At 60.2% G+C, this 9,589-nt stretch carries 14 protein-coding genes; 7 read left to right on the top strand and 7 right to left on the bottom strand.

From position 1 onward, the window contains the following. Nucleotides 1–66 precede the first annotated feature (66 nt). Nucleotides 67–981 (top strand): LysR family transcriptional regulator, encoded by a 915-nt coding sequence (locus ACUSIJ_RS26860; protein WP_449311491.1) that lies wholly within the window; start codon nt 67–69, stop codon nt 979–981. A gap of 142 nt (nt 982–1,123) precedes the next feature. Here ACUSIJ_RS26860 and ACUSIJ_RS26855 read toward each other — a convergent pair whose 3' ends face one another. From ACUSIJ_RS26855 to ACUSIJ_RS26845, 3 genes are all read right to left on the bottom strand, one after another. Continuing rightward, the gene (locus ACUSIJ_RS26855) at nt 1,124–1,261 is read right to left on the bottom strand and encodes a hypothetical protein (RefSeq protein ID WP_449311490.1); all 138 of its coding nucleotides are present in this window, start codon (nt 1,259–1,261) and stop codon (nt 1,124–1,126) included. A gap of 13 nt (nt 1,262–1,274) precedes the next feature. Next, complete coding sequence (locus ACUSIJ_RS26850; RefSeq protein WP_449311489.1) at nt 1,275–1,700, bottom strand: organic hydroperoxide resistance protein; 426 nt, start codon at nt 1,698–1,700, stop codon at nt 1,275–1,277. Between the two features lie 145 nt (nt 1,701–1,845). After that, nucleotides 1,846–2,622, bottom strand: coding sequence for an alpha/beta fold hydrolase (locus tag ACUSIJ_RS26845; RefSeq protein WP_449311488.1), 777 nt, complete (start codon nt 2,620–2,622; stop codon nt 1,846–1,848). Between the two features lie 184 nt (nt 2,623–2,806). On the opposite strand from ACUSIJ_RS26845, the gene ACUSIJ_RS26840 reads away from it, so the two are divergent. Continuing rightward, nucleotides 2,807–3,268 carry a MarR family winged helix-turn-helix transcriptional regulator gene (locus ACUSIJ_RS26840; protein ID WP_449311487.1) on the top strand — a complete coding sequence of 154 codons (462 nt, stop codon included), beginning with the start codon at nt 2,807–2,809 and terminating at the stop codon, nt 3,266–3,268. Nucleotides 3,269–3,456: 188 nt separating this feature from the next. Here ACUSIJ_RS26840 and ACUSIJ_RS26835 read toward each other — a convergent pair whose 3' ends face one another. Beyond that, the gene (locus ACUSIJ_RS26835) at nt 3,457–4,017 is read right to left on the bottom strand and encodes a TetR/AcrR family transcriptional regulator (protein WP_449311486.1); all 561 of its coding nucleotides are present in this window, start codon (nt 4,015–4,017) and stop codon (nt 3,457–3,459) included. Between the two features lie 61 nt (nt 4,018–4,078). Here ACUSIJ_RS26835 and ACUSIJ_RS26830 point away from each other — a divergent pair, with 61 nt between their 5' ends. The 4 genes from ACUSIJ_RS26830 to ACUSIJ_RS26815 all read left to right on the top strand — a co-directional run bounded on the left by ACUSIJ_RS26830 (nt 4,079) and on the right by ACUSIJ_RS26815 (nt 6,432). Continuing rightward, a complete protein-coding gene (locus tag ACUSIJ_RS26830; protein ID WP_449311485.1) occupies nt 4,079–4,501 on the top strand; it encodes a hypothetical protein in 423 nt (140 codons plus the stop codon). 146 nt (nt 4,502–4,647) lie between these two features. After that, complete coding sequence (locus ACUSIJ_RS26825) at nt 4,648–5,337, top strand: EthD domain-containing protein (protein ID WP_449311484.1); 690 nt, start codon at nt 4,648–4,650, stop codon at nt 5,335–5,337. Nucleotides 5,338–5,423: 86 nt separating this feature from the next. Beyond that, nucleotides 5,424–5,822 (top strand): VOC family protein, encoded by a 399-nt coding sequence (locus ACUSIJ_RS26820; RefSeq protein ID WP_449311483.1) that lies wholly within the window; start codon nt 5,424–5,426, stop codon nt 5,820–5,822. A gap of 1 nt (nt 5,823) precedes the next feature. Continuing rightward, nucleotides 5,824–6,432 carry an NADPH-dependent FMN reductase gene (locus tag ACUSIJ_RS26815; protein ID WP_449311482.1) on the top strand — a complete coding sequence of 203 codons (609 nt, stop codon included), beginning with the start codon at nt 5,824–5,826 and terminating at the stop codon, nt 6,430–6,432. A 169-nt stretch (nt 6,433–6,601) separates the two neighbouring features. On the opposite strand, the gene ACUSIJ_RS26810 is transcribed toward ACUSIJ_RS26815, so the two are convergent. Beyond that, on the bottom strand, nt 6,602–7,069 hold the full coding sequence (locus tag ACUSIJ_RS26810; protein ID WP_449311481.1) for a winged helix-turn-helix transcriptional regulator: 468 nt from the start codon (nt 7,067–7,069) through the stop codon (nt 6,602–6,604). Between the two features lie 72 nt (nt 7,070–7,141). On the opposite strand from ACUSIJ_RS26810, the gene ACUSIJ_RS26805 reads away from it, so the two are divergent. Further along, nucleotides 7,142–8,050, top strand: a complete 909-nt coding sequence (locus tag ACUSIJ_RS26805) for an aromatic alcohol reductase (RefSeq protein ID WP_449311480.1) — start codon at nt 7,142–7,144, stop codon at nt 8,048–8,050. A gap of 28 nt (nt 8,051–8,078) precedes the next feature. Here the strand turns inward: ACUSIJ_RS26805 and ACUSIJ_RS26800 are convergent, their stop codons facing one another. Next, on the bottom strand, nt 8,079–8,453 hold the full coding sequence (locus ACUSIJ_RS26800) for a YciI family protein (RefSeq protein WP_449311479.1): 375 nt from the start codon (nt 8,451–8,453) through the stop codon (nt 8,079–8,081). 48 nt (nt 8,454–8,501) lie between these two features. Continuing rightward, on the bottom strand, nt 8,502–9,377 hold the full coding sequence (locus ACUSIJ_RS26795; RefSeq protein WP_449311478.1) for an SDR family oxidoreductase: 876 nt from the start codon (nt 9,375–9,377) through the stop codon (nt 8,502–8,504). Nucleotides 9,378–9,589 lie beyond the last annotated feature (212 nt).

Here is a 9,589-nt window from a genome sequence, read left to right as displayed (position 1 = left end):
TTAAACCCTAAACACATCGGCAATAATCGGGTAAAAGCCGAATCTACTATTAGGAGATTCCGAAGAATGGCGATCGACCTCAACCGGCTGCGCATGTTCTCGACCGTGGCGAAACACAGGAATTTCGGTCGGGCGTCACTGGAGCTTGGCATCACGGCTGCTACCCTCAGCGAGCATATCCGCAACCTGGAAAGCGACCTCGGGGCGCGGCTGTTCAACCGCACGACGCGGAGCGTCGCTCTGACGGACGCAGGTAGCCAGCTGCTGGCCGCGATTGACCCGCCGATGGCCACCATCGGTGAGGCGCTCGCCGGTTTCGGTCCAGGCACGCAGGCGCAAACAGGCACGCTGCGTATCAATGGGCCGCGCCCGGCGCTGGATTTCCGGGTAACGCCGCTGATCGTCGACTTCTCCCGGCACTATCCCGGAATTCGAGTCGAACTCATTGCGGATGAGAGCTTCATCGACGTCATCGGCGCCGGGTTCGACGCTGGGGTTCGGTATGGCGAGGCCCTGGCCAAGGACATGATCGCCGTGCCTCTCGGCGGTCCGCAACGGTTCTGCGTCGTGGGCTCACCAGATTATTTCAAGGAACATGGCCGCCCCGGCCATCCGAAGGAACTTATCGACAGGCCGTGCTTCGGACAGATCTTCCCGCGCGGGAATCGCCTGAACTGGCCGTTCGAACGGGCCGGAGAAGAGGTCGAAATCGCGCCGAGCGGCCCCATTTTCACAACGGAACCACACACTCAACTCAGCGCGGCCCGCGCCGGGCTGGGTCTAGCCCTCCTGTTCATCGAGCATTGCGAGCCCGATCTGAAGGCCGGGACGTTGGAAGCGGTTCTGGAAGATTGGTGCCAGCCGTTCGATGGTCCCTATCTCTACTACCCAGAAAGGCGGCTGATGCCTTCCGCGCTTCGTGCCTTTGTGGATTTCGTCAAGCACACAAGGCACGGGTCGCGCGCAATCTCCCACGGATAGGCGCCCCAGGGGTGGTCAGGCTGTGTCGGGGATGCGAGCGATGATCCCCGAGCGGTTTTGCCCAAAGCCATCAAGGCGGTTCAGCTCATGGCGACTGGTTTTCTCGCGGAGCCGGGCTAACCCGCCCCGAAGCGCAAGCCATTCATGTCGATGGCGAACCGTCGATGGCGAACCGGTATCGGACAAGGGCAACGCCGGCTTTGCCGAAGCTGCCATGTTCGGCGATCGCCACGAGATAGCGGAGATGGCCAAGCTCCGGGGGAGGAAACCGCTTGGCCATCCCTTATATCCCGCTATCCCGCATTCACTGTGAGAGACACCTCGATGTTCCCCCGCACCGCATTGGAATAGGGGCATACCTGATGGGCGCGGGCCACGAGGTCTTCGGCGGTCTTCTGCTCGACGCCTTCAACAGTGACGTTGAGCGAGGCGCTGAGCAGGAAACCTTCGTCGTCCGTGGGATGGACATTGACGGTGGCTTCGACCTGCGAATCCGCGAGTGCGACCTTCTCGCGCCCGGCGACGAGTTTCAGCGCCGAATGGAAGCAGGCGGCATATCCGGCCGCGAAAAGCTGTTCCGGGTTGCTCTTTCCGCCGGCGCCGCCGAACTCTTTCGGGAACGCCAGGTCGAGGTCGAGCAGCCCGTCGTTGCTGCGGACATGCCCATTGCGGCCGTCGCCAGTCGAGGTCGCGGCGGTGGTGTAGAGGATTTTCGTCATGATGATCTCCGATGATTTGGACCAGTGAAAACACAGCTATCGTGCGTGATCGCTGGTAACGATCATGAATTCTCTGCTGTCAAAAAAGACGACAGGCAGAGGCAAAGGGTTCAGCGGCGCTTTTCCGCGCCGCTGAGTTTCTGACTCAGCTTGAGCCGGCAGCTTCTTCGATCAGATCGGCTACCTTGTCGGGATGGGAAATCATCACAACGTGCGATGCTCCCTCGACAACCACCGTATTTCGAGATCCCGCCCTTTCTGCCATCCAGCCCATTGCCTCGGGCGGAATGTTCCTGTCGGCATCGCCATAGACAAACCAGGACGGATGATTTTTCCACGCAGCCTCGGTTGCCGTTTCCGTCAGGGCCGCCTCACTGATGGGGCGCTGCGTCGCCGCCATGAGCCCGGCTTCATCCACTGGGACGTCGGCCGCAAATTGCTGGTGGAACTTCTCCTGCTGGATGTAGAGATCCTTGCCGCCATCGGCGAGTTCGACCGGACTCGCGAGAGCCTCCCCAAGCGTGCTGCCAGGGTACTTGCCGGACAGGCCGATGACGTTCTCGCCAAGATCGGGCGCGAAGGCCCCCACGTACACCAACGACCTCACGTTCGGGGATTGTGAGGCGGCCTGGCTGATGACCGCACCGCCGTAGGAATGGCCAACCAGAACGACGGATGTATTCAGATTGGACAGTGTCTGCTTGAGGTAGTCCGCATCGGCCGTCAGGCTGCGTAATGGGTTGGCGACAGCAACGACCGGGTATCCGTTGTTTCTGAGGCGGGTGACGACCCCGTTCCAGCTTGATGAGTCGGCAAAAGCGCCGTGAACGAGAACGACCGTCGGTTTCGGCTCCTGAGCGCTGACGCCGCCGGACGCGAACGTCGCAGCCGCGATCGCTGCGGCCATGATCAGATGACGCATAATTAGTTCCTGTTGAGGTTGCACACGCTTTTAGATCGGAAACGATTAAAGCGTGTACGATCATTAATGCACGAACCTGCTTGTGTCAACCGCTTGCGATTCAAGCGTGTGCGATGTATCTTTCGTTGATCGCGCTCCAGCGTCCACCAAGAAACTAATGCGGAAGGGGCAAATGACGTACCCAGTGAAACTCGAAGACCTGCTGTGCTTTGCGATTTATCGAGCCGGGCAGGCATTCAACCAGCTTTACCGACCGTTGCTTGATGAGCTTGGGCTGACATATCCCCAGTATCTCGTCATGGTGAGCCTGTGGTCGCAAGATGATCAAAGCGTGAAGGAGCTCGGCAAGTCCGTATCGTTGGAGTCGAATACGCTGACTCCGATCCTGAAGCGCCTCGAAGCAATGCAACTGGTATCAAGGGCGCGGGATGCCGAGGATGAACGGTCCGTCCGGATCCGGCTTACGCCGGAAGGACAGGCGCTCGCGAAGAAGGCCGCGCACGTTCCCGGCTGTATCGCCGAGGCAGCAGGATTTTCGTCGCAGGACGTGGAGATGCTCCTGGAAAAAATGCAGTTCTTCCGAAATTGCGTTCATAGGAAAGCGCCGACCGTTCCGTCCCGCCGGGCACCGTCGATTGCGAGCTGATCCAGAAACACAAGCGCCGGCTCGGGATGCGGGTCCTTCATGAAAGCTCTCTTTTCGGAGGGCAGACCCACGGACCGACAGCGTTCCTGATGACATCGGCAGGAAGCCGCGAGTTTGCTGGCTCGGACAGGCGAAGAGCTGTCAGTCGCCCGCCGTCATTCGGCAACCTCATGAATCGAACCCTAAGTTCAATCAATCGCGATCTCGACCAGGTCCTTCAGCGCCGCGCGGATATGGGTTTCAAAATCCGTAGAGGAAGCGTTCGAACACCACCGGTCGATCGCAATTCGCCATATCAAGACGCCGACCTCGGAGGCCATTACTGCAAGATGGGTCGGAACGGCCCGCTCCTCCAGGGTTGTTGCGATCGCGGCAGCGAGCGAGCGCATCTTCATCAGCTCGCGCTCGTGAAACTCCGCGTGGGCTGCGACGACAGCCTGTCGGGCGACAACATCGGCTCTGTTTGCATCGAAGAAAACGCCGGCCGTCTCCAGGGCGCCGACGACCAGCTCGAGCGGGCGCGCTTCTTCAGCCTCACGGACGGCACCGACGATTTCTGCCTCGAGTTCGTCTGCCCGCCAGAAGAGAACCTCCGCCTTGTCGATGAAGTACCGGAAGAAGGTCCGCTCCGTCAGACCGGCAGCCGCCGCAATATCGGCGACAGTCGTCTCCGCGTAGCCACGATCGCGGAAAGCCTCGATCGCTGCCCGTCCAAAGCGCTCCCGCGCATTTTCGATCTTCTGAACCATTATTCGTTGATAGCACCATTGTCAGTTTCTGCCAATCGCATTACATTGGCAGAAACTGACAATGGAGTCCCTCATGCCCCACATTCTCGTCATCGGCTACGACCCCGACAGCGTCGACTACAGTGATCCGGGCACACCCGCAGGCCTGGACAGGGAAAAGGTCTGGGCCGGCACAATGGAAAGCCTGCAGCGCATACGCGATCACGGCTGGCAGGCCACTCTGTGTACGGTAAAGCCGGACAGAACTGCGGCGGACGACGTCGCGCGTGTCCTGTCCGCCACCGAGTACGATTGCATCGTCATCGGCGGCGGCGTTCGCCTCTCGCACAAGAGCGTGCCCGTCTTCGAGATCATCGTCGACACTGTCCGCCGACTTGCTGCCGGCGTCCCACTTGCCTTCAACGAAGGGCCTACCACCAGCCTCGAATCCGCCCAACGCTGGCTCGGAGCCAACGGCCAAGGGGTGGAAGCTGTCCAGGCATGATCCTTCTCAGCGGCCGCCGGACGGTTCCCCGGATCGTCCATCCAAGCGCTGCGGCGTTCCCGCCCGACCTATGATTGCAACTGTCGTGCCGAAGTAGAAAGGCCGCATTTGACACGCGCTATCCACCCTTTTCACGGAGCTGAACCATGACGCCGATAAAAATGTTCGTGACCATCAGAAGCAAGCCGCACCTTTCGAAGCAGCAGTTTCACGACCACTGGAGGCACCCGCATGGAACATGGGGACGCGGGATACGGAACCTGACGAGCTACGTGCAAAGCCATCGCATCGACACGCCGCATCTAGGGGCCGCCCAGGCAGAGCTCGACGGCGTGGTCGAGGTCGGTCTTGAGACCGCGGAGGACGTCGCAGGCCTGTCGACGGACAAGGCATATATCGAGCACCTGCAGACCGACGAACCCAATTTCGTGGAGAACATCGGCCTGAGCTTCATGAATGAAGACGTTCTCCGATCGGGAGAGCGTCCGACAGAAGGGCAGGACGATGGCAGGTGGCCGTGGCGGGAATCCGAGCAGCCCGTGTCCATCAAGCTCATACAGGTCATCACCAATGTCGGTGGAGAGCCTTGGAAACCGGATGACGAAAAGGCGATCGGACAGGCCCTGGCGGCGACAAGGCATGTCATCGCAACGCCCGATCGTACGCTTCATCCCACGGACGAGATGAACGCGATTGTCGCCATTCGACAGCTCTGGTGGCCGACCTATACGGCCTTCGAGACAGGGATCTCGCAGAGCCAGACCGCATGGCAGGAACTGACGGCCCAAGCAGCGGGCCGCTATTCGGGCATCTTTCAGGCCGAGCGTTTCTTCTGACGCCGCATTTGCCCTGAGCACACCAAACAAGAAGCTTCGGCGATCACCATGGGGGTGACGCGAACGATTAATATATGGAGTTATATATGAAACTGGCATCCACACGTCTGATCGCTTCCGATCTCAAGGCGGTTGTTTCCTTTTACGAAACCGTGACGGGCATAAGCGCGGTCTGGCTTGCTCCCGTTTTTGCGGAGATCGTCACCCCATCCGCGGCTTTGGCGATCGGCGGGGTTCAGACGGTCCCGTTGTTCAGCGAAGGCAGCGCGGAACCGGCCGCCAACCGCACCGCGATTCTCGAATTCATGGTCGACGATGTGGACGCGGAATACGAGCGGTTGAAGTCTTTGGTCGAAGTCGTTCAGGAGCCGAAGACCATGCCCTGGGGCAATCGCGCGGCACAGTTCCGCGATCCGGAAGGGACGCTGGTAAGCCTTTTCACGCCTGTGACGGACGAAGCGAAGCTGCGGTTTTCTGGAAGGTAAGATGAGTATGGATACGCAACGCAAACCCCGCATCGCCATCATCATTGGCTCCACGCGGCCGACACGTTTTGCCGACAAGCCTGCACAATGGATGTTGAAACAGGCGCAGAGCCGGGACGACATGGAAGCGGAAATCGTCGATCTCCGCGATCATCCGCTTCCTTTCTTCGACGAGCTAGGCTCAAACCTCTGGGTGCCGAGCCAGAACCCCGAAGCGATCCGATGGCAGCAAACCATCAATCGCTTCGATGGCTACATCTTCGTCGTTGCCGAGTATAACCGCTCTATTACCGGCGTTTTAAAGAACGCGCTCGATCAGACCTACAACGAATGGAACCGAAAGCCGTTCACCGCCATCGGATATGGCGGTGTCGGCGGGGCGCGCGCCGTCGAGCATCTGCGAGCGATCGGCATCGAATTGCAGATGGTCTCCACACATGCAGCCGTCCATATCGGCGGGGGCGACTTCTTCGCCGTCATGCCACATGGCGGCAACAAGCCAATCGAGGATATCGAAGCAAACCTTCTGCCATCCGCCAAGACGGCGCTCGACGAACTCGTCTGGTGGGCGAATGCGACGATGGCCGCCAAGACGTCATCGCTGTCGTAACAAACAAATCCTAACCTGGCAGCGTCATGCGTGTGGCCTACACTGGCCTCGCTGCGACGGTGGAACGTGATCTCGGCCGCCCGGCTCGCCCTGATTCGAAAGGCTTCGGCATCTTTTGTTTCGGCGGCCGGGCACTCTTTCTATTGAAAGCAAACGAACACCGTAAATCTCACGAAACCTTCTCAGTCTCCGGACTATCGTTGAACCGATAGTCTTCGTCTGAACTGCGCTCGTCAAAGCTGTTGCGTGCCGTCTTGAACGCCGCGGCATTGTCTATCACCCACATCCAGAGCGGCATCATTCCCGCCAGCAGCCCCCGCCCCAATTCGGTGAGTGTGTAATCCACCCGTGGCGGCACTTCCCGATGATCGTTCCGGACAATCAGGCCGTCGCGTTCCAGCTGACGCAGGGAGCGGGTGAGCATCCTCTGCGATACGCCATCAATCCGCCGGGCCAGCTCCGCATGGCGTAGGGTTCCTGACACGCCCAAGGCATGTACGATGCCGAGCGACCATCGGTTGCCGGCGTGTGCCAGGACTTCGCGCTTCAACCCGTCCTCCTCGTCACTCAACGCCTCGCAAATGGCTTGCGACCGCGCAATTAGATCGTCGAAACTGATTTTCTCTTCCAGTATCACGAGTGTTCCTTCTTTTGTTCGAAAGTTCCCGCCCCATCTGACGGTAAACTTACCTGAAAATGGAGACTAAAGATGTCCGACGCCAAGTCCAATCCCAATACCACCCTTGTCATCGGCGCCGGCGAGCTGGGGATGGCCGTGATACGGGCGCTATTCGAACGTGGGTTGGCAGAAGGAGGCGTGCTGACGGTCCTTCTTGCGCCTCAGCCAGATCCGACTGCTGCGATCCTGCGTGACATGGGGGCGGACATCGTCCGTGTCGATCTGGCGACAGCAACGGAAGATGCGCTTGCTGATATATTTGTGCAGTTCCCGACAGTCATCTGCTGTACGGGCTTTGTCGGGGGGCCGGGTACGCAGCGCAAGATCACCGCGGCCGTTCTGAAAGCGGGCGTAGAACGCTATGTCCCGTGGCAATTCGGCGTCGACTACGACATCGTCGGACGCGGCAGCGGGCAAGAGGTGTTCGATGAACAGTCTGATGTGCGCGACATGCTGCGGGCGCAGTCAGCCACCCGTTGGACGATCATATCCACGGGCATGTTCACCAGCTTCCTGTTCGAGCCGTCATTCGGGGTGGTCGATCTTGAAAAGGGCGTGGTGCATGCGCTTGGAAGCTGGGAGAACCGGCTGACAGTCACCACCCCTGAGGATATCGGCCGTCTCACCGCTGCGATTCTGGCGTATGAACCGCGCCTTGATGACAAGGTCGTTTATGTTGCGGGCGATACTTTCTCCTACACGGGCCTCGCAGACATGGTGGAACGTCATATCGGCCGCCCGGTGGAGCGCATCCTCTGGGATATGGATAAGCTCCGGTCCGAAGTCGCCGCGCATCCGCAGGACGGGATGCGGAAATATCATCTGGCCTTTGCGCGGGATACAGGCGTGGCGTGGGACAAGGAGAGCACGTTCAATGTGGCTCAGGGCATCGCGGTGACGGATGTGCCAGCCTGGCTCGCTCAACACAAGGCCGCTTAGCATGGCGACATCCGACTACCGTAAGGGCTCAGTCGAGAGCAAAGCTTCGGTCGGAAAAATCGACCGACAGGATCAGCCGGCCCTCATTGACGGTCCATCGCTTGATCTCGAAGGTGACGCCGCCGCTCGTTACCAGCGGATCGCTGGCAGCCACCGCCTCGGCGTCTTCATGGCTTGAGGCCCGAAAGACGGTCATGCCGCCTGCCGGCTCGCCCTCGCGCCCGGATAGAGGGCCGGACGCAAAGATCCTGCCCTCCTTCTCCAGCGCGATGATCCAGCGGTGATGGTCGTGCATGGCGGGTGCGATGCGCGTCGCATCGGCGGTCGTGCGAAGCATGACGAAGAACGTCTTCTGCAGCATCATTGAAACGAGACGCTCGTCGTCATCGATGGCGTGGCTCATGTGTTGGGTTCCTTCTTTTCCTATGTGTCTATTCGCGCGGCGGCGGGATCAGCCGATCTTCTCCAAATCATCCAGGAGACCTGGACCTGTCGGATGCCAGCCCGTCTTTCGGGCTGTCGCCTTCGATGAAGCCGGCATGTCCTGGGTGGCGAAGAGAGCGAAAGGTCCGAAATGGCCTTCGGCTTCTGCCGAGCCGAACGACCTCACCGGAAGGCCAAGCACCCGGCCGATCGTCTCGGCAATGGCTCGCAGTTCGATCCCCTCTTCGGCGACGGCGTGGTACTTTGCGCCGGTTTCGGGGGCCTCGAGAACCAGCCTGAAAAGCCGGGCCACATCCGAGATATGCGCCGCCGGCCACCGATTGCCGCCATCGCCCACATAGGCGGAGACGCCTGTTGCCCGTGCGATCTGGATCAGGCTGGTCACGAGGCCTTGCCTGCTGGTGTCATGGATCTGCGACAGGCGGACGACCGATGCGGCGACGCCCTGAGAGGCGAGACGTAGCGCAGTCTGTTCCGACATACGCGGGAACCGGTAATCCGCCGGGATGCCATCGTCTTCCGTCACGACCCGTCGGGGAGCCAGGCCGGCCAAACCGTTCGGGACCAGAAAGGGCTTGCCTGTGCCGACGAGGGCTTCGCCAATGACCTCGATGGCGCGTCGATCAAGATCGCAGGCTTGCTGGAAATTCGCATAGTCGGGATTGAACGCCAGATGGATGACGCCGTCGGCTTTGGCGGCGCCCGCGCGCAGACCGTCATGATCCGCGAGCGAACCGCGTTGAACCTCGACGCCCGCTGCCTGGAGCGCACGCTCTGCTTCCTCGGACCGCGCGAGCCCCAGCACTTGATGGCCCGCAGCTAGGAGTTCGGAGACAACCGCGGAGCCGATGAATCCGTTTGCGCCGGTGATGAAAACTTGCATGATCGTTCCTCATTGTCAGTTTCTGACAATGAATACCGCAATTGTCAGAAACTGACAATACCTGCGATGCCGACATAGTTCGTGAAGGCCCGAATGCGCCTGGGCGTTTTGCCTAGATAGCGATGGCCCTCTTTCAAGAGCGCGGCTACAGGGAAACACTACAGGGAACCAACCGTGCCTCAGATCGCGGCGGCCACCGGGCTGACCGAGCG

It is taken from the genome of Pseudochelatococcus sp. B33 (genome assembly GCF_053570585.1).
This window is presented reverse-complemented; position numbering and strand designations above follow the sequence as displayed.